Below are 18,572 nucleotides of genomic sequence, written 5' to 3' on the forward strand. Positions count from 1 at the left end.
GGAGAACGCTGGTGGAGCTGTACGACGTGCACCCCGAGGCAGGGGACGTCCGCGCGCGAGTGCTCGTCAACGCGCTGACCGGAGCCATGGACGCGGGGCACGCGGCCGCGCTCGCCGCGCGCCACCTCACCGCCACCCTCGAGCACCAGCGCCTGCTCACCTTCCGCGCCGACGAGCTCATCGACTACCGGGCGCACCGGCCGCCGATGACCTTCGAGACCTGGCGCTGGACGGACTACGAGGAGCCCTACGTCGTCCTCGACGTCCTGCGTGACGACGAGGGCACCGAGCTGCTCCTCCTCCACGGCACCGAGCCGGACCTGCGGTGGCACGGCTTCGTCGACGCCGTCATCGACATCGTCGAGCGCCACGGGGTCCAGCGGACGATCAGCATCCACGGCGTGCCGATGGGCGTGCCGCACACCCGTCCCACGACCGTGACCGCCCACGCGAGCGAGCCCGGCCTCATCCCGACCCAGCCCGAGATCATCGGCACCGTTCAGGTGCCGGGCAGCGTCACCGGGCTGCTCGAGTACCGGCTCGGCCAGGCCGGACACCAGGCCGTCGGCTTCTCCGCCAACGTGCCCCACTACCTCGCGCAGAGCCACTTCCACCAGGCCGCGGCCGAGCTCGTCCGCCAGACCGCCCGCTCCGGTGAGCTGGCCCTGCCGGTCGGGGACCTCGAGCAGGCGGCCACCGAGGCCGCGAACGAGATCGAGCGTCAGGTCTCCGCGTCGCCGGAGGTCACCGCGGTCGTCAAGGCCCTCGAGCAGCAGTACGACGCCTTCATGCGCGGGGTGAACCAGGAGACGAAGGCGACCCTCCTCGCCCAGCCCGTCGACCTCCCCACGGCCGACGAGATCGGCGCCGCCGTCGAGGCGTTCCTCGCCGACCAGGACCTCGCGGCGGACCCCGACGACGCCGCCGGCGAGGACCTCCCGGAGCCGCGCGGGGACGTGTAGCGCCGTCCCGCGTGCCGCCGGACGGGCCCGCTGTCGATCGCTAGTCACGACGGCGCGGACGTGCCACACTTGTCCGCGTTGCAGTTGCAGTTCGCTTACGTATGACCCTGGCCATGGCTGGGCCTAGCACGACGTGGGACGAGGCATTGCGGCACGGCGGAGCCGGCACACGGCCGGTTCCACAACGTCCCCGGAAGGACACTCACATGGCACAGGGAACCGTGAAGTGGTTCAACGCTGAGAAGGGCTACGGCTTCATCGCCCAGGACGGTGGCGGCGCCGACGTCTTCGTCCACTACTCCGCGATCGAGTCCGACGGCTACCGCTCCCTCGAGGAGGCGCAGCGCGTCGAGTTCGAGATCACGCAGGGCCCCAAGGGCCCGCAGGCGGAGAGCGTCCGCCCGCTCTGACACCCGTGAAGGGGCCCGCACCGGTGACGGTGCGGGCCCCTTCGTCGTCCCCGGCTCAGGACTCGCCGGGTGACGCGGCCGGGACGTCGTCGTGGCGGGGGGCGTGCGAGCCGGCGAAGTCGACCAGGTCGTCACCCGCCACCAGCCGCACCGGCAGCGGGAGCCCGCGCAGCGCCCGGTCGAGGCCCGGCGTCGCGACCGGGTGCGCCGAGCCGACGAGCACGACGTTGCCGTAGCGGCGGCCGCGGAGGATCGCGGGGTCGGCGACGAGCGCGACGTGCGGGAAGACCTCGCGCAGCGTGGCGACCTCGGTGCGGGCCACGGTGAGCGGCGGCCGGTCGGTGAGGTTGACGAGGTACAGGCCGTCCTCGGTGAGCGCGCGACGCGCCTCCTCGGCGGCCTCCACGGTGCGCACGTGGTTGGGGACGACGACGCCGGCGAAGACGTCCCGCACGACGACGTCCCACGACCCGGGCGTGAGCGTCCCGAGGGCGGCGCGGGCGTCCGCCACCCGCACCCGCAGGCGGGGGGCGCGGGGCAGGTCGAACCACAGCCGCGACAGGCGGGCGAGCTCCGCGTCGATCTCGACGACGAGCTGGGTCGATCCCGGACGGGCGGCCTCCACCGCCCGCGGGAGCGCGCAGCCGGCACCGCCGAGGTGGACGGCGCGCAGAGGCGCCGGCGCCGGGGCTCCCGCCTCCTCCAGGACGACCGTCATCTGCTGCATGTACTCGAACTCGAGGTGGGCGGGGTCGGCGAGGTCGACGTAGGAGCTCTCGGCGTCGTTGATGAAGACGGTGACGGCCGACGGTCGGGAGGGGTCGCGCAGCAGCTCGACCACCCCGGTGGAGGTCCGGACCGGGCCCTCGGGCAGGTCGGGGAGGGGCAGGCGCCTGCTGCGGCCGCGCCGTCGGAGGGCTGGGCGCTCGGGCATGCGCCCCAGGCTAGCCTTGAACCCGACATGAGCAGAGGCGAGCGCAGCGCCGCGGCCCGGCGCGACTGGGGCAGCGACGACACGGGCACGAGCGTGCTCCACGTCGACATGGACGCCTTCTTCGCCGCCGTCGAGCTCCTCGACCGGCCCGACCTCCTCGGCAGGCCGGTCATCGTCGGCGGTGAGCAGCGTGGCGTCGTCCTGTCCGCCACCTACGAGGCCCGGCGCTTCGGCGTGCACTCGGCGATGCCGATGTCGCGTGCGCGGGCGCTGTGCCCGCAGGCCGTCGTCCTCCCGCCCCACCACGACACCTACACCCGCGTCTCCCGGCAGGTCATGGCGATCCTCGGCGACGTCACGCCCGTCATGGAGAAGGTGAGCATCGACGAGGCCTTCCTCGACGTGTCCGGCGCCCGACGGCGGCTCGGCCCCCCGGTGGCCATCGCCCGTGCCCTGCGCGAGCGCATCCACCGCGAGCTGGGCGTTCCCGCGTCCGTGGGTGTGGCGGCGACCAAGTTCGTCGCCAAGCTCGCCTCCAGCCACGCGAAGCCCGACGGGTTGCTCCTCGTCCCGCGCGAGGCGACCGTCCCCTTCCTCCACTCCCTGCCCGTGGGAGCGCTGTGGGGCGTGGGGGAGCGCACCCGCGAGCGGCTGCACGTCCACGGCATCGACACCGTGGAGGCGCTCGCCGCCCAGCCGGTGCGCACGCTCCACCGCATCCTCGGGGTGGCCGCGGGGCAGCGGCTGCACGACCTCGCCAACGGCCGCGACCCGCGCGCGGTCGAGCCGGAGCGGGTGGAGAAGTCGGTCGGCACCGAGACGACCTTCGCCGCGGACGTCACCGACCGGGCGACCCTCGAGGCGGTCCTCCTCGACCAGGCGCACCGCACCGCGGCGCGGCTGCGGGCCGCCGGCATGGTGGGCCGCACCGTGGCGCTCAAGGTGCGCTTCTCGGACTTCCGGACGATCAGCCGCTCGCGTGCCACCGAGGCGACCGACGTCGCGCACGACGTCTTCGCCGTCACCCGCTCCCTCCTCGAGGACGTCGCCCTGCCCCCGGGCGGCGTGCGCCTCATCGGCCTGCGGGTCGAGCAGCTGCAGCAGGCCGGCGAGGGCGTCCAGCTCCGCCTCGACGAGGACGACAACAGGCGCGAGGCCGAGACGGCGATGGACACGATCCGACAGCGTTTCGGGCCCGCGGCGCTGCGCCCGGCGTCCCTCCTCGAGCGCTCCGCGGAGGCGGGAGCGGGCCCGGCCGAGGGCCCGGAGCCGACGGCGGGCGGCAACCGGGAGCGATACTGAGAAGAGTCGGGCTCCGGTCGGCTTTCCCCCGGCGCTCCGGAGACCTAAACTTGGGTCAGTCGCCCTCGTGGAGGGCACCTCGACCAGGATCGGAGGACCGATGCCTCTTTCTGAGTATGAGCAGCGGGTGCTCAGCCAGATGGAGCAGCAGCTCCGTTCCGACCCCCGCCTGGTGAGCACCTTCACCTCCGAGCAGCGCTACTCGGGCCGTCGCCTCGCCCTCGGGACGTTGGCGGTCCTCGCCGGCCTCGCGATGCTCGTCGGAGGCGTCGCCGCCTCCTTCGTGTGGCTCGGGGTGCTCGGCTTCGTCGCGATGCTCGGCGGCGTCATGCTTGCCATCTCCAAGCCGCGAGGTGCCGCCCCCAAGGCGCCGTCCTCCCGGCCGCGGGCCGGAGGGGCCGCCTCCCCGCCGCGTCACAGCGGCTTCATGCAGCGTCTCGAGGAGCGCTGGGATCGCCGCCGCGACGAGCGCGGCCGCTGACCCACCCCCTTCTCGCGAGAGCCGGACTCCTCACCCGAGGAGTCCGGCTCTCGGCGTCTGAGGCCCCCGTTCTCGGCGCCTGACGGTGGGCGGCCGCCCCACACCCCTCCACCGGTCGGCCCCACATCCCTCCACGAGCGCCCCCCACATCGCTCCACCCGCGGGGCCCGCCGCGCTCCCCGGCGGGCCGGATGGGCGGTTTCGGGCGGCGAGCGGCGGCGTGACGACGCGCCGACGCCGTCACCGCTGACAATCTCCTCCACTTCTCCCCACATGCGCTGACCTGCGACGACGGCGTCGCAAGGCGGCGGCGTGACGCGTCTTTCCATTGACGGGGGAGGGAAGTGGAGTAATGTGGTGAGCATTGGCGGCGAGTGGTTCGGGGAAGGGTGGTGGACTGCGTGTTCCTCGGCACCTATCACCCGCGCCTGGACGACAAGGGCCGCCTCATCCTTCCCGCCAAGTTCCGCGACCAGCTCGCCGGGGGCCTGGTCCTCACCAAGGGCCAGGAGCGCTGCCTGGCGGCCTACCCGATGCGGGAGTTCGAGGAGATCCACGAGCAGCTGCGCAAGGCGCCGGTCACCGACCGGCGCGTGCGTGACTACTCCCGCGTCCTGCTCGCCGGTGCCACCGACGAGCAGCCCGACAAGCAGGGCCGCATCACCATCCCGCCCCACCTGCGCCAGTACGCCGGCCTCGAGCGCGAGCTCGCCGTCATCGGGACGGGCTCGCGGGTGGAGATCTGGTCCGCCGCCGCGTGGGACGACTACCTGGCCGCCTCCGAGGACGCCTTCGCCGACACGGCCGAGGAGGTGGTCCCCGGACTCTTCTGACCCACCCGACCTCCGCACGACGAGGTCTCTCACCGCGACTCTGACGCACTTCCCCGGCGCCAGAGCCCGGCGGCGGGAGTCCTGGTCGGGTGGTGGAGGGCCCCCGACCGCCCCAGTGGCACGACCGAGCAGCACCAGACCGAAAGAGAGAGGGAGGAGGGCCATGACCGAGGACCGCAGCGCCGCCGAGCGTCATGTCCCCGTGCTCGCCGCACGCTGCCTCGACCTCCTCGCCCCGGCCCTCGAGCGGCCGGGTGCCGTGCTCATCGACACGACCCTCGGCATGGGCGGGCACAGCGAGCTCGCGCTCCAGCGCTTCCCCGAGGCGCGGGTCGTCGGCATCGACCGCGACCCGCAGGCCATCGCGCTGGCCGGTGGCCGGCTCGCTCCCTTCGGGGAGCGCTTCACCGCCGTCCACGCCGTCTACGACGACGTCGACCGGGTCGCCGCCGAGTACGCGCCCGGGGGAGTGGACGGGATCCTCATGGACCTCGGTGTCTCCTCCCTCCAGCTCGACGAGGCCGACCGCGGTTTCGCCTACGCCCAGGACGCCCCGCTCGACATGCGGATGGACCCCACGCGCGGCATGAGCGCCGCGGAGCTCCTCGCCACGGCGTCCGTCGGCGAGCTGAGCCGCATCCTGCGGGACTACGGGGAGGAGCGCTTCGCGAAGCGCGTCGCCTCCTCCATCGTCCGGCGCCGCGAGCAGCAGCCGATCCTGCGGACGGGCGAGCTCGTCGACCTCGTCCGCGCCGCCATCCCGGCCGCCACCCGCCGCACCGGTGGCAACCCCGCCAAGCGGACCTTCCAGGCCCTGCGCATCGCCGTCAACGACGAGCTGGCCGTCCTCGAGCGGACCCTGCCGCGCGCCCTGGAGTCGCTCGCCGTCGGCGGACGGATCGTCGTCATGGCCTACCACTCCCTCGAGGACCGGGCCGTCAAGCGCGCCCTCGCCCGCGGCGCCACGTCCTCGGCACCGCCCGACTTCCCGGTCGAGCCCGAGACCCACAAGCCCTACCTCAGGCTGCTCACCCGCGGCGCGGAGGAGGCCGACGACGCCGAGCGCGCCGCCAACCCCCGGGCCACCTCCGTCCGCCTGCGCGCCGCCGAGCGCACCCGTCCCACCCCCGACCACATGCGTCCACGATCAAGGAGCGCCGCATGAGTGCGATGCCCGCCCGTACCGCCGCCGTCGAACCGCGCCGGTCCTGGCGCCCGCGGCTCCAGGTCGTGCGCAGCCCTGCGCCGGCCCGGTCCCTCGTGCCCTACCTCCTGCTGTGCGCCACCATCCTGCTCGGCTCGCTCGTCGCCGCGCTGCTCATCAACACCCAGATGGCCGTGGACGCCTACGCGATCCACGACGCCACCCAGAACCTCAACCGGCTCGAGGAGGCACAGACCGCGCTCGTCCAGCAGGTCGAGGAGGCCGGCTCACCCGCCAGCCTCCAGCGCCGCGCCGAGGAGCTCGGCATGGAGCCCGCCGAGCGGGTCGACTTCATCTCCCTGCGGGAGGGCACGATCCTCGGCGGGAGTGACGCGGAGTGAGTGGCCGCACCCTCGTCCGGCGCCACAACGCCGTCCTCGCCGTCGTCCTCGCGATCGTCATCGTCTTCGCCGGCCGCCTCGTCTACGTCCAGGCCCTCGAGGGCCCGCGCCTGGCCGAGGACGCGCTCAACAGCCGCCTGTCGCACTCGACGATCCAGGCCATGCGCGGCGACATCCTCGACGCGAACGGGGAGGTGCTCGCCACCTCCGTCCAGCGCTACAACGTCGGCGTCAACCAGCTGAAGATCCGCGAGTTCCGGGCCGAGATCGACGGCGAGGAGAAGGAGGGCGCCGTCGCCGCGGCCGCCCTCCTCGCCCCGATCCTCGACCGTGACCCCGCCGAGCTCGGCGCGGACATGGTCGGGGACTCGACCTTCGCCTACATCGCCCGCGGCCTCACCCCCGAGGAGTGGCGTGAGGTGAGGGCGCTGCGCATCCCCGGCGTCGAGCCGGAGCAGACCTCCGAGCGGCTCTATCCCAACGGCAACACCGCCGGCAACGTCCTCGGCTACGTCGGGCGCGACAACGAGGGCCTCGCCGGCCTCGAGCTCTCCTTCGAGGAGCAGCTGCGCGGGGTGCCCGGCAGCAGCGTCGTCGAGATCGGCCGCACCGGCCAGTCCATCCCCACCGGTCTGCGCGAGACGGTCCCCGCCGAGCCCGGCGACACCCTCCACACGACGATCGACCGGGACGTCCAGTTCCGCGCCCAGCAGGTCATCGACGAGACGGTCGACCGGTACAAGGCGTCGTGGGGCGCGATGGTCGTCCAGGAGATCGGCACCGGCCGCGTCATCGCCATCGCCGACTCCGACGCCGTCGACCCGAACGACTACCAGGCCAGCCCTCCGGAGAACCGCGGCTCGCGCGCCGTCCAGGCCGCCTACGAGAACGGCTCGACGGGCAAGCTGCCCACCTTCGCCGCCGCCATCGACACCGGCGCCGTCACCCCGACGACGACCTTCACCACGCCCGACCGCTTCACCACCCCCTCCGGGCAGACCTTCTCCGACGCCGACCCGCACGCGACCGAGGAGATGACGGTCGCGGGGATCCTCGCGACGTCGTCGAACACCGGCACCGTGATGATCGGTGACCGGATGAGCGACGAGGAGCGCTACGAGTACTTCCGCGCCTTCGGCATGGGGGAGCGCACCGGCATCGAGCTCCCGGGCGAGACGCCCGGCATCCTCGCCACACCCGAGGAGTGGGACGGCCGCCAGCGGTACACGACGATGTTCGGCCAGGGCCTGGCGGTCAACCTCGTCCAGAACACCGCCATCGCCGCCGCGCTCGGCAACGACGGCGTCTACCACGCCCCCCGGCTGGTGGACGGCACGACCGACGCGACGGGCCGCTTCCACGCCGCCGAGCCGCCCGAGGGCCGGCAGGTGGTGAGCGAGGAGACCGCCGAGCAGATGGTGACGATGATGGAGGGGGTCGTCACGCAGGAGGGCACCGGTGTCCTCGGCCAGCTCGAGGGCTATCGCCTCGCGGGCAAGACCGGTACCGCGCAGGTCCCCGACGAGAACGGCAACCTCACCCGCACGGTCGCGAACTTCGTCGGCGTCGCCCCGGCGGACGACCCGCAGTTCGCCGTCGGCATCGTCGTCTACCACCCGCGACACCAGGTGCCGTCCTCGATCATCGCGGCCCCCGCCTTCAAGGACATCGCCGGCTACACGCTGCAGCACCTCGGCATCCCGCCGTCAACGACGCCAGCGTCACTCTTCCCGATGCGGGCAGAGTGAGCCCGCTGCGGATAGATTGTCGAGACGTGACTCCAGACGACCAGCTCCGGTGGGGGCAGCCGTGATCCAGCTCACCGTCGCCCAGCTCGCCCAGGCCGTCGGCGGACGCCCGGTGGGTGTGGACCCCCAGCTCCTCCTCACCGGAGGGGTCGTCACCGACTCCCGCCTGGCCGGCCCCGGCTCCGTCTTCGTCGCCGTGCGCGGGGAGCGCACCGACGGGCACGCGCACGCCGCCGCGGCCCACGCCGCCGGCGCGGCCGTCGTCGTCGCCGAGCACGCCGTCGACGCCCCGCACGTCCTCGTCGAGGACTCCGTGGCCGCGCTCGGCGAGCTCGCCCGCGAGGTCCTCGCCCGGCTGCGGGCCGAGGGCTCCCTGCGCGTCGTCGGCCTCACCGGCTCCGTCGGCAAGACGACGACGAAGGACCTGCTCGCCCAGGTGCTCGCCCACGCCGGGCCCACCGTCGCGCCGCGCGAGTCCTTCAACAACGAGATCGGCCTGCCGCTCACCGTCCTCTCGGCCACCCGGGAGACCCACTACCTCGTCCTCGAGATGGGGGCCAGCGGCCCGGGGCACATCGACTACCTCACCCGGATCGCGCCGCTGGACGTCGCCGTCGTCCTCGTCGTCGGGCACGCCCACATGGGCGGCTTCGGCACGATCGACGCCGTCGCCCGCGCCAAGGCCGAGATCGTCGCCGGCCTGCTCCCCGGCGGCGCCGCCGTCCTCAACGCCGACGACGCGCGCGTGGCCGCCATGGCCGCCGCCGCGCCCGGGCCGGTCACCTTCTTCGGCCGGGGCGAGGGCGCCGAGGTCCGCGCCTCCGACGTCGCCCTCGACGAGCAGGCCCGGCCCTCCTTCGTCCTCCACACCGACGCCTCCGGCGCGCGCACGAGCCACCCGGTGCGCCTCGCGCTCCTCGGGGAGCACCAGGTCTCCAACGCCCTCGCCGTCGCCGGCGCCGCGCTCGCCCTCGGCCTGGACGCCGGCGCCGTCGCCCACGCGCTGAGCACCGCCGAGCGCGTGAGCGCGCACCGCATGGCGATCACCCACCGGCCCGACGGCGTCGTCGTCCTCGACGACGCCTACAACGCCAACCCCGACTCCATGGCGGCCGCGCTGCGCGCCACGGCGGCGATGCCCGCCCGCCGCAGGATCGCCGTCGTCGGGGAGATGCTCGAGCTCGGCGAGGAGTCCGAGCGCGCCCACGAGGACGTCGGTCGCCTCGCCGCGGAGCTGGGGGTCGACGTCCTCGTCGCCCTCGGCGCGGCGGGCGAGCCGGTGCGCCGTGGGGCGGGCGAGGGCCCGCAGACCCACTGTCCTGCCGACGCCGACGCCGCCGCGGCCCTTCTCGACGAGCTCCTCCAGGAGGGTGACCTCGTGCTGCTCAAGGGGTCCAACGGCTCAGGCGTGTGGCGCCTGGCGGAACGGCTGACGCAGGGGGGTGGCGCCGCGTGGTGACCGTCCTCGTGGCGGGGGCCACCGCCCTCGTCGTCGCGCTCTTCGGCACGCCGCTGTTCATCCGCTTCCTCACGAAGCGCAACTACGGCCAGTTCATCCGCCAGGACGGACCCACCGCGCACTACACCAAGCGCGGCACGCCGACGATGGGCGGCGTCGTCATCATCCTCGCCACCGTCATCGGCTACGCGGTCGCCAACCTCACGGCGGGGCGCCCGCCCAACGCCTCGGGGCTGCTGCTCCTCTTCCTCATCGTCGGGCTCGGCCTCATCGGCTTCGCCGACGACTACATCAAGATCAGCCGGCAGCGCTCGCTCGGCCTGCGCGCCCGCTGGAAGATCGTCGGCCAGGCCTTCGTCGGCATCACCTTCGCGGTCCTCGCGCTCCAGTTCCCCAACGAGAACTTCCGCACCCCCGGCTCGACCCACATCTCCGGCGTGCGCGACACCTCGATCGACCTCGCCTTCGCCGGCGCGTTCCTCGGGCTCATCCTCTTCATCCTCTGGGCGAACTTCCTCATCACCGCGTGGTCCAACGCCGTCAACCTCACCGACGGCCTGGACGGCCTGGCCACCGGGGCGTCGGCGATGGTCTTCGCGGCCTACACCGTCATCGCGATGTGGCAGTCCAACCAGAACTGCCAGTTCCTCTCCGACCCGAGCGCCGCGTGGTCCGCCTGCTACGAGGTCCGCGACCCGCGCGACCTCTCGCTCATCGGTGCCGCCCTCATCGGCGCCTGCCTCGGGTTCCTGTGGTGGAACGCCTCCCCGGCGCAGATCTTCATGGGCGACACCGGCTCCCTCGCCCTCGGCGGCGCGATCGCCGGCTTCTCGATCCTCACCCACACGCAGTTCCTCGCCATCGTCATCGGTGGCCTCTTCGTCATCATCGTCATGAGCGACGTCATCCAGATCGGCTTCTTCAAGGCGACCGGGAAACGTGTCTTCCGCATGGCCCCGCTCCACCACCACTTCGAGCTCGGTGGCTGGGGAGAGGTGACGATCGTCATCCGCTTCTGGCTCGTCGCCGCCCTGTGCGTGGCCCTGGGCCTGGGCATCTTCTACGCGGAGTGGGTGACGGCGTGAGCGGGCTCGGCGACGCGCACGTCGTCGTCGTCGGCCTCGGGACCTCCGGGCGTGCCGCCGTCGACGTCCTCACCACGCTCGGGGCCCGCGTCACCGGCGTCGACCGCAGCGAGGCCGCCGTCGAGGCGGCCCGCGCGGCGCTCGGCTCCCGCGTGGAGCTGCTCGCCGCCGCCGACGACGCCGCCCTCGCCGACGCCGTGCTCGCCGCCGGGGCGGACCTCGCCGTCGTGTCCCCGGGCGTCCCCGCGACCTCCCCGCTCCTCACCCGCGCGCAGGCTGCCGGCCTGCCGTGCTGGAGCGAGGTCGAGCTCGCCTGGCAGGTGCAGCAGACGGCCACGACGACGGCGCCGGCGTGGCTCACCCTCACCGGCACCAACGGCAAGACGACGACGGTCGGCATGCTCAGCTCCATCCTCACCGCCGCCGGCCTGCGTGCCCCCGCGGTCGGGAACGTCGGCACCCCGGTGGTGCAGGTCGTGGCCGACGGCGGGGTGGACGCCCTGGCCGTCGAGCTGTCGAGCTTCCAGCTCCACCTCACCCACAGCGTGGCGCCCGAGGCCTCGGTCTGCCTCAACGTCGCCCCCGACCACATCGACTGGCACGGCTCCTTCGCCGCCTACCGCGACGCCAAGGCCCGCGTCTACGAGCGCACCCGCAAGGCCTGCGTCTACACCGACGCGACGACCCGCGCGATGGTCGAGCAGGCCGACGTCGCCGAGGGGGCCCGCGCCGTCGGGACGGTGCTCGGCACCCCGGCGGTCGGCGAGCTCGGGATCGTCGAGGACGTCCTGTGCGACCGCGCCTTCGAGCCGCGCCGGCAGACGACGGCGGCCTCCCTCGCCACGCTCGCCGACCTCGCGCACCTCGCGCCGCTGCCGGGCGGGCAGGTGCCGGGGCACGTCGTCGCCGACGCCCTCGCCGCCGCCGCGCTGGCCCGCGCCCACGGGGTGCCCGCCGCCGCGGTGACCGCCGGCCTGCGTGCCTACGACGGCGGGCGCCACCGCATCGAGCTCGTCACCACCCGCGGGGACGTCACCTGGATCGACGACTCCAAGGCGACCAACGCCCACGCCGCCCGCGCCAGCCTCGCGGCGCTGCCCGCCGGGCGCGGGGTGTGGGTGGCCGGGGGACTGGCGAAGGGCGCCACCTTCGACGAGCTCGTCCGCGACGTCGCCGACCGCCTGCGCGCCGTCGTCCTCATCGGGGTGGACCGCGCCCCGCTCCGCGAGGCACTTGCACGACACGCACCGGATGTGCCCGTCACCGAGGTCGAGGCTGGTGACACTGGGGAGGTGATGACCCACGCCGTCTCCGCGGCCGCGCGGCTCGCCCGCCCGGGCGACACCGTGCTGCTCGCCCCGGCGTGCGCGTCCATGGACCAGTTCGCGAGCTACGGCGCCCGCGGGGACGCCTTCGCCGCCGCCGTCCGCGCCCTGCCCGGGGAGCCGGCGTGACCGCCGTGCAGCCGGGCCGCCTGCCGCGGGCCACCGCCACGGCCGCCGGCTCGCTGCGCACCGGCGCGCGGGACACCAGCCACCCGGCCGTCCAGGGTCCGGCGGTCCTCAGCTACTACCTCGTCGGCGGGGCCACCCTCCTGCTCCTCGCCCTCGGCGTCGTCATGGTCCTCTCCGCGTCCTCGATCACCTCGATCCGAGCGACCGGCAGCCCGTACGGACAGTTCGTCAGCCAGGCGACCTTCGCGCTCGTCGGCGTGCCGCTCATGGTCGTCGCCAGCCGGATCCCGGTGCGCTGGTACCGCAAGCTGGCATGGCCCGCGCTCGGCCTGGGGCTGCTCCTGCAGGCCCTGATCCTCACGCCGCTCGGACTGTCCGAGAAGGGCAACACGAACTGGATCTTCATCCCCGGCACCGGGCAGTCGATCCAGCCCTCGGAGTTCCTCAAGCTCGCGCTCGCCGTGTGGCTCGGACTCGTCCTCGCCCGCAAGGCCCACCTCCTGCACCGGTGGCAGCACGTCCTCGTGCCCGGCATCGCCGTCGCCGTCCTGGCGCTCGGGCTGGTCCTCGTCGGGCGCGACCTCGGGACGGCGATGGTCGTCGCGCTCGTCGTCGCCGGCGCCATGTTCGTCGCGGGGGTGCCGCTCAAGTGGTTCGGTGCCGCCGTCGTCGGCGCCGCCGCGGTCGTCTCCTTCCTCGTCATCTCCTCGCCCAACCGCATGCAGCGCATCACCGCGGTCTTCGGCGGCGAGTGCGACGAGAGCGCCGCCTGCTACCAGACCCTCCACGGGCTCTACGGGCTGGGCACCGGGGGCATCTCCGGCCTCGGGCTCGGGGCGTCCCGCGAGAAGTGGGCCTACCTGCCCGAGGCCCACAACGACTACATCTTCGCGATCATCGGCGAGGAGCTGGGCCTGTGGGGCACGCTGCTCGTGCTCGGCCTGTTCGCCGCCCTCGCCACCGGCATGTTCCGGATCGTGCGGCGCCACCCCGACCCGTTCGTCAAGATCACCACCGGTGCGATCGCGGCGTGGATCCTGGGCCAGGCGCTCATCAACATCGGGGTCGTCATCGGCTTCCTCCCCGTGATCGGCGTCCCGCTGCCGCTCGTGTCGGCCGGTGGCTCCGCACTCATCGCCACCCTGCTCGCCATGGGCGTCGTCCTCGCCTTCGCGCGGGACGAGCCGGGCGCCAGTGCCGCGCTGCGCGCACGCCGCGGCGTCGTGCGCCGCTCGCTGGCGGTCGTGGGGCGCGGCCGTGGCTGAGCTGCGCGCCCTCCTCGCCGGCGGTGGGACCGCCGGCCACGTCAACCCCCTCCTCGCGACGGCCACCGCGCTCCAGGCGCTGCCCGGCGGCGCGGAGATCACGGTGCTCGGTACCGAGGCGGGCCTCGAGGCACGCCTCGTGCCCGACGCCGGGCTGCCCCTGCGCCACGTCCCCCGGGTCCCGCTGCCGCGCCGTCCCTCGCCCGACCTCCTCCGCCTGCCGGGCCGGCTCGGCTCCGCGGTCCGCGCGGCGGCGGAGGCGATCACCGACTCCCGGGCGCAGGTGGTCGTCGGCTTCGGCGGCTACGTCGCCACCCCCGCCTACCTCGCCGCACGGCGCCTGGGGGTGCCCGTCGTCGTCCACGAGCAGAACGCCCGGCCGGGGCTGGCCAACCGCCTCGGTGCCCGCTGGGCCCGGCACGTCGCCGTCTCCTTCCCGGGCACGCCGCTGCCGCGGGCGGTGCTCACCGGCCTGCCGCTGCGTGCCGCGATCGCCGCGCTCGTCGCCGAGCGGGAGAGCGACGCCGCCGCCCGCCGGGTCGCCGGCGCGGCCGCCCTCGGGCTCGACCCCGAGCGCACCACCCTCCTCGTCACCGGCGGCTCCCTCGGCGCCCAGCGCGTCAACGAGGCCGTCTCCGCCGGCGCCCGTGCCCTCACCGACGCCGGGGTCCAGGTCCTCCACCTCACCGGGCAGGGCAAGGACGAGCCGGTCCGCGCCGCCACCGCCGGGCTGGCGGGCTACCACGTGCGCCCCTACCTCGACGACATGGCCAGCGCCTACGCCGTCGCCGACCTCGTCCTCGCGCGCTCCGGCGCCGGCACGGTGAGCGAGCTCGCCGCCCTCGGCATCGGTGCGGTCTACGTGCCCCTGCCCATCGGCAACGGCGAGCAGCGGCGCAACGCCGCCGACGTCGTCGCCGCCGGCGGGGGGACGATCGTCGCCGACGCCGAGCTCACGCCCGCCTACGTCACCGGCCCGCTCCGCGAGCTGCTCGCCGACCCCGAGCGCCTTGCCGCGACGGGACGCGCCGCGGCGGGGGCGGGCATCCGCGACGGCGCCGCGCGGCTCGCCGAGCTCGTCGTCGACGCCGCCCGGGTGACGCCGTGAGCCGCTACCACCTCATCGGCATCGGGGGTGCGGGCATGGCTCCCGTCGCCGAGCTCCTCGCCGCGCGCGGGCTCGAGGTCTCGGGCTCGGACGCGCGCGACAGTGCCACGCTCGAGCGCCTGCGCGGCCTCGGTGTCAGCGCCCACGCTGGGCACGACGCCGCCCAGGTGCCCGCCGGCGCGACCGTCGTCGTGTCCACCGCGGTCCGCCCGGACAACCCCGAGCTCGTCCGCGCCCGGGAGCTCGGCCTGCCGGTCATCCACCGCTCCGAGGCGCTCGTCGCCGCCGCGGGGGGCCAGGACTTCGTCGCCGTCGCCGGGGCGCACGGCAAGACGACGACCTCCGCGATGCTCGCCGTCGCCCTCACCGAGGTCGGCGCGGACCCGAGCTACGCCATCGGCGGGCAGGTCGCCGGGCTCGGCACCGGTGCGCACCTGGGCACCGGCCGCGCCTTCGTCGCCGAGGCAGACGAGTCCGACGGCTCGTTCCTCAACTACCGTCCCGCCGTCGCCGTCGTCACCAACGTCGAGCCCGACCACCTCGACCACTACGGCTCGCGGGAGGCCTTCGAGCAGGCCTTCGTCGACTTCGCCGCCCGGGTCACCGGCCTCCTCGTCGCGTGCGCGGACGACGACGGCGCGCTGCGGCTGGCCCGGCACGCCCCCGGACGGGTGCTCACCTACGGCACCGGCGCGGCGCCGGGCGTGGGGGAGGGCCACGTGCGGATCACCGGCCTCACCGTCGGCGCGGCCGGCGCCTCCGCGACCCTCGAGAGGGCCGGCGAGCCGCCCGTGCGGCTGGAGCTCGCCGTCACCGGCGCCCACAACGTCCGCAACGCGACCGCGGCCTGGTGCGCCGGCGTCGCCCTCGGCGCCGACCCGCAGGCCCTCGCCACCGCGCTCGGCGCCTTCCGGGGCACCGGACGCCGCTTCGAGTCGCGCGGGGAGGCCGCCGGCGTGCGCGTCGTCGACGACTACGCCCACCACCCCACGGAGGTCGCCGCCACGCTCGCCGCGGCGCGGCTGGCCGCCGGCGAGGGGCGCGTCGTCGTCCTCTTCCAGCCCCACCTGTACTCGCGCACCCAGACCTTCGCGGCGGAGTTCGCCGCGGCGCTCGGTGCCGCGGACGAGGTCGTCGTCACCGACGTCTACGCCGCCCGGGAGGACCCCGTCGCCGGCGTGGACGGCTCGCTCATCACCGACCTCGCCGACGGCGCCCGGTACGTGGCCGACCGCCAGGAGGCCGCGGCCGCCGTCGCCGCCCTCGCGCGCCCCGGCGACCTCGTCCTCACCATGGGCGCCGGGGACGTCACCGAGCTCGGACCTCGTGTCCTGGCGCTCCTGGCGGAGCGGTCGTGAGGCCGCCGGCAGCGCCGCGCCAGCCGCGCCGCGGGCCGGAGGCGGACCAGCCGGACCAGCCGGCCGACGAGCCGCGCGAGGTCGCCCCCCGGCGCCCCGAGCCTCCCGACCGCTCGAGGGCGGTCACCGGTGAGCCGGCCGAGCGCCGGCGCTGGCTGCCCGTGCGCCAGCAGCCGGACCCCGCCCTGCCCCCGCAGCCCGGCTTCCTCGAGCGCCTCGCCGAGCAGGCCCGCGCACGGCGCCGCCTCGCCTGGCGCAAGGTGCTCCTCGCCGTCGGCGTGGTCACGCTCGTCGGCGGGGTCGCGTGGGCGCTGCTCGCCTCGCCCCTCCTCGCCCTCGACGTCGCGGAGGTCACCGTCTCCGGCGTCGGGGAGGGCACGACCGTTCCCCGCGAGGACGTGATGGCGCTCGTCGAGGACCGTGCCGGCACGCCGCTCACCCGGCTCGACACCGGCGCCCTCGCCGAGGACGTGCGCGCGATCACGACGGTGCGCTCGGTGACCGTGACGCGCCACTGGCCGCGCGGCCTCGCCGTCGACGTCGTCCCGCGCGAGCCCGTCGCGGCGGCGACCGCGGAGGACGGCCTCGTCCTGCTCGACGTCGACGGCGTGGTCGTCGGCACGGCGCAGAAGGCGCCCGAGGGCCTGCCCCGGGTCACCGTGCCGCTGGAGGGGGAACGGGCGGGGGAGACCCTGAGCGCGGTCCTCACCGTGCTCGCCGAGCTGCCCGAGGACCTGCGCGCCGAGGTCGACACCGCCGGGGCGGTCAACCCGGCCTCGATCAGCCTCACGCTCACCGACGGCGCCGACGTCCGCTGGGGGAGCGTCGAGGAGTCCGACCTCAAGGCGGCGGTCCTCGCCGTCCTGCGCGAGCGGGAGGCCTCCGTCTACGACGTCACGGTCCCGCGCGCCCCCACCCTCTCCGACTGACCGCCCGCCCACCCCCTTCTCGCCGAGCGCTGAGCTGTTGCTGCCGGGGCGACGCACCAGCGCGTCGTGCCAATGCGCCGACAGCCGGATTCCGCCTGGTCCCGCTGGTGGTGCGTCCGGGACGGGCCAGCGTCCGGACGGCACCCTGGTGAGGGCGGGGGCGTGGGCACGTGCCACTAAGGCCGCGGGGCGGGACCCGGCTCGGCCTCAGCTCAAGGTCGCAGGCTGGTTCAGCGCCCGCTGCCCGCCGTCCGGAGCGCCTTTGTGGCACATGCCCGGACGGCAGCCCGACATCCGGGCGCGACACACCCACGGTGGTCGTTGCCGGGGCAGCACCGGGCACCTAGCGTTCCGGGTGCGCAAGAATGACATAAGTCTAACGCTCAACTAGAGGTTGAGGGTTGGCCGAGGACCAGCAGCAGACTCAAGTGAGGGGGCCGACGTGGCGGCACCGCAGAACTACCTAGCAGTGATCAAGGTGGTGGGCATCGGGGGCGGCGGTGTCAACGCCGTCAACCGGATGATCGAGGTCGGGTTGAAGGGCGTGGAGTTCATCGCCGTCAACACCGACGCACAGGCGCTGCTCATGAGCGACGCCGACGTCAAGCTCGACGTGGGGCGTGAGCTCACGCGTGGGCTCGGCGCCGGCGCGGACCCCGAGGTCGGCAAGAAGGCCGCCGAGGACCACGCCGAGGAGATCGAGGAGGTGCTGCGCGGGGCGGACATGGTGTTCGTCACCGCCGGCGAGGGTGGTGGCACCGGCACCGGTGGCGCACCCGTGGTCGCGCGGATCGCGCGCTCGCTCGGCGCGCTGACCATCGGCGTCGTCACCCGCCCGTTCACCTTCGAGGGGCGCCGCCGCTCGACCCAGGCCGAGGCCGGCATCGAGGCGCTGCGCGCCGAGGTCGACACGCTCATCGTCATCCCCAACGACCGCCTGCTGTCGATCTCCGACCGCAACGTGTCGGTGCTCGACGCCTTCAAGAGCGCCGACCAGGTCCTCCTGTCCGGTGTCCAGGGCATCACCGACCTCATCACCACCCCGGGTCTCATCAACCTCGACTTCGCCGACGTCAAGTCCGTCATGCAGGGCGCCGGCAGCGCGCTCATGGGCATCGGCTCGGCGCGCGGTGAGGACCGGGCGGTCCAGGCCGCCGAGCTGGCGATCTCCTCCCCGCTCCTCGAGGCGAGCATCGACGGCGCCTACGGCGTCCTGCTCTCCATCCAGGGTGGCAGCGACCTCGGGCTCTTCGAGATCCACGAGGCCGCCCGCCTCGTCCAGGAGGCCGCCCACCCCGAGGCGAACATCATCTTCGGAAACGTCATCGACGACGCCCTCGGCGACGAGGTGCGCGTCACCGTCATCGCGGCGGGCTTCGACGACCCGGGCACCAAGGCCCCGGCGCCGCTCGCCCCGGCGCGCCGCGCCGCCGCCCCGGCCACGCTCCCGAGCGCGCCCAGCGCCCCGGAGCCGCCCGTCGCCGCCAGCCCCGAGCCGGCCCGTCGTGAGCAGCCCGCCGAGCCGGTGCCCGCCTACGCGGGCAGCGAGGGCGAGCGTCGCGGCCTGGAGGTGCCCCGCGTCTTCGACGAGGAGCCGGTGCGCAGCCGCCGCGAGGAGGACCTCGACATCCCCGACTTCCTGCGCTGACCAGCGGTGCTCGAGCCCGCTGACCTCGGTCCCGGGGGGGGGGGGGGGGGG

Annotated in this window: 17 protein-coding genes; 16 read left to right on the forward strand and 1 reads right to left on the reverse strand. The window is 74.6% G+C overall.

The window, feature by feature from the left end; all coding sequences use genetic code 11:
* The first annotated feature begins 11 nt into the window (after window positions 1-11).
* Both H9624_RS00720 and H9624_RS00725 read left to right on the forward strand, forming a co-directional pair.
* Window positions 12-962 carry a PAC2 family protein gene (locus H9624_RS00720; RefSeq protein ID WP_251838002.1) on the forward strand — a complete coding sequence of 317 codons (951 nt, stop codon included), beginning with the start codon at window positions 12-14 and terminating at the stop codon, window positions 960-962.
* Between the two features lie 206 nt (window positions 963-1,168).
* Window positions 1,169-1,372 carry a cold-shock protein gene (locus H9624_RS00725; protein ID WP_110852282.1) on the forward strand — a complete coding sequence of 68 codons (204 nt, stop codon included), beginning with the start codon at window positions 1,169-1,171 and terminating at the stop codon, window positions 1,370-1,372.
* A 55-nt stretch (window positions 1,373-1,427) separates the two neighbouring features.
* On the opposite strand, the gene H9624_RS00730 is transcribed toward H9624_RS00725, so the two are convergent.
* Complete coding sequence (locus H9624_RS00730) at window positions 1,428-2,306, reverse strand: spermidine synthase (protein WP_251838003.1); 879 nt, start codon at window positions 2,304-2,306, stop codon at window positions 1,428-1,430.
* Between the two features lie 27 nt (window positions 2,307-2,333).
* On the opposite strand from H9624_RS00730, the gene dinB reads away from it, so the two are divergent.
* The 14 genes from dinB (at window position 2,334) to ftsZ (ending at window position 18,521) form a co-directional block, all read left to right on the forward strand.
* Entirely contained in the window at window positions 2,334-3,608 is a 1,275-nt protein-coding gene (dinB, locus tag H9624_RS00735) for a DNA polymerase IV (RefSeq protein ID WP_251838004.1), read from the forward strand.
* Window positions 3,609-3,708: 100 nt separating this feature from the next.
* Window positions 3,709-4,089 (forward strand): SCO2097 family morphological protein, encoded by a 381-nt coding sequence (locus tag H9624_RS00740; RefSeq protein WP_251838005.1) that lies wholly within the window; start codon window positions 3,709-3,711, stop codon window positions 4,087-4,089.
* Window positions 4,090-4,490: 401 nt separating this feature from the next.
* Window positions 4,491-4,922: a division/cell wall cluster transcriptional repressor MraZ gene (mraZ, locus tag H9624_RS00745; RefSeq protein ID WP_251838961.1), complete on the forward strand. Its 432-nt coding sequence runs from the start codon at window positions 4,491-4,493 to the stop codon at window positions 4,920-4,922.
* Between the two features lie 163 nt (window positions 4,923-5,085).
* Window positions 5,086-6,087 carry a 16S rRNA (cytosine(1402)-N(4))-methyltransferase RsmH gene (gene rsmH, locus H9624_RS00750; RefSeq protein WP_251838006.1) on the forward strand — a complete coding sequence of 334 codons (1,002 nt, stop codon included), beginning with the start codon at window positions 5,086-5,088 and terminating at the stop codon, window positions 6,085-6,087.
* Entirely contained in the window at window positions 6,084-6,467 is a 384-nt protein-coding gene (ftsL, locus tag H9624_RS00755; RefSeq protein WP_251305058.1) for a cell division protein FtsL, read from the forward strand. Before rsmH ends, ftsL begins: the two co-directional genes overlap by 4 nt.
* The gene (locus H9624_RS00760) at window positions 6,464-8,215 is read left to right on the forward strand and encodes a peptidoglycan D,D-transpeptidase FtsI family protein (RefSeq protein WP_251838007.1); all 1,752 of its coding nucleotides are present in this window, start codon (window positions 6,464-6,466) and stop codon (window positions 8,213-8,215) included. The genes ftsL and H9624_RS00760 overlap by 4 nt, the downstream gene beginning before the upstream one ends.
* Window positions 8,216-8,276: 61 nt before the next feature.
* The gene (locus H9624_RS00765) at window positions 8,277-9,674 is read left to right on the forward strand and encodes a UDP-N-acetylmuramoyl-tripeptide--D-alanyl-D-alanine ligase (RefSeq protein ID WP_251838008.1); all 1,398 of its coding nucleotides are present in this window, start codon (window positions 8,277-8,279) and stop codon (window positions 9,672-9,674) included.
* Window positions 9,668-10,759 (forward strand): phospho-N-acetylmuramoyl-pentapeptide-transferase, encoded by a 1,092-nt coding sequence (mraY, locus tag H9624_RS00770; RefSeq protein ID WP_251838009.1) that lies wholly within the window; start codon window positions 9,668-9,670, stop codon window positions 10,757-10,759. Before H9624_RS00765 ends, mraY begins: the two co-directional genes overlap by 7 nt.
* Window positions 10,756-12,213: a UDP-N-acetylmuramoyl-L-alanine--D-glutamate ligase gene (murD, locus tag H9624_RS00775; RefSeq protein WP_251838010.1), complete on the forward strand. Its 1,458-nt coding sequence runs from the start codon at window positions 10,756-10,758 to the stop codon at window positions 12,211-12,213. Before mraY ends, murD begins: the two co-directional genes overlap by 4 nt.
* Window positions 12,210-13,478: a putative lipid II flippase FtsW gene (ftsW, locus tag H9624_RS00780; protein ID WP_307784905.1), complete on the forward strand. Its 1,269-nt coding sequence runs from the start codon at window positions 12,210-12,212 to the stop codon at window positions 13,476-13,478. Before murD ends, ftsW begins: the two co-directional genes overlap by 4 nt.
* Window position 13,479: 1 nt before the next feature.
* Window positions 13,480-14,586 carry an undecaprenyldiphospho-muramoylpentapeptide beta-N-acetylglucosaminyltransferase gene (gene murG / locus H9624_RS00785; protein ID WP_286010718.1) on the forward strand — a complete coding sequence of 369 codons (1,107 nt, stop codon included), beginning with the start codon at window positions 13,480-13,482 and terminating at the stop codon, window positions 14,584-14,586.
* 35 nt (window positions 14,587-14,621) lie between these two features.
* Window positions 14,622-15,944: a UDP-N-acetylmuramate--L-alanine ligase gene (murC, locus tag H9624_RS00790; protein WP_286010719.1), complete on the forward strand. Its 1,323-nt coding sequence runs from the start codon at window positions 14,622-14,624 to the stop codon at window positions 15,942-15,944.
* Window positions 15,941-16,873 carry a cell division protein FtsQ/DivIB gene (locus H9624_RS00795; RefSeq protein ID WP_251838013.1) on the forward strand — a complete coding sequence of 311 codons (933 nt, stop codon included), beginning with the start codon at window positions 15,941-15,943 and terminating at the stop codon, window positions 16,871-16,873. The genes murC and H9624_RS00795 overlap by 4 nt, the downstream gene beginning before the upstream one ends.
* Window positions 16,874-17,315: 442 nt before the next feature.
* A complete protein-coding gene (gene ftsZ / locus H9624_RS00800) occupies window positions 17,316-18,521 on the forward strand; it encodes a cell division protein FtsZ (RefSeq protein WP_251838014.1) in 1,206 nt (401 codons plus the stop codon).
* The last annotated feature ends 51 nt before the right edge of the window (window positions 18,522-18,572 follow it).

Origin of the sequence: Oceanitalea stevensii, from assembly GCF_014837105.1 — a bacterium.
Classification (GTDB): Bacteria; Actinomycetota; Actinomycetes; order Actinomycetales; family Actinomycetaceae; genus Oceanitalea; species Oceanitalea stevensii.